Origin of the sequence: Streptomyces sp. SID12501 (assembly GCF_010550245.1) — a bacterium.
In the GTDB taxonomy this organism is placed as follows: Bacteria; Actinomycetota; Actinomycetes; order Streptomycetales; family Streptomycetaceae; genus Streptomyces.
Genome location: NZ_JAAGLU010000633.1, coordinates 1 through 445, shown reverse-complemented (window position 1 = coordinate 445; position 445 = coordinate 1). Strand labels below are relative to the sequence as shown.

Annotated in this window: 1 protein-coding gene; it reads left to right on the top strand. The window is 72.1% G+C overall.

What is annotated here, in order from left to right; genetic code table 11:
- Window positions 1-445 (top strand): Gfo/Idh/MocA family oxidoreductase (locus G3I71_RS47640; protein WP_203733164.1); only part of this gene is annotated, 445 nt, incomplete at both ends.

Below are 445 nucleotides of genomic sequence, written 5' to 3'. Positions count from 1 at the left end.
CCGCGCGCGAGGCCACGGCGCGCACCGGGCTGAAGTACGCCGTCTACTACTCCGAGCGCATCCACGTCGAGGCGGCGGTGCTCGCCAGCCAGCTCGTCGAACGGGGCGCGATCGGGCGCGTCGTGCAGGTGCTCGCGCTCGGGCCGCACCGGCTCGGGTCCGGACGTCCCGACTGGTTCTTCGACCGTGAGCGGTACGGCGGGATCCTGTGCGACATCGGCAGCCACAACATGGAGCAGATGCTCCACTACACGGGCGCCTCCGGCGGCACCGTCGTGAACGCCTCGATCGCGAACTACGCGAACCCGCGCACGCCCGGGCTCGACGACTTCGGCGACGCGAACGTCGTGCTCGACAACGGCGCGACCGGGTACTGCCGCGTGGACTGGTTCACGCCCGACGGCCTGCGGACCTGGGGCGACGGGCGCACGCTGCTGCTGGGGAC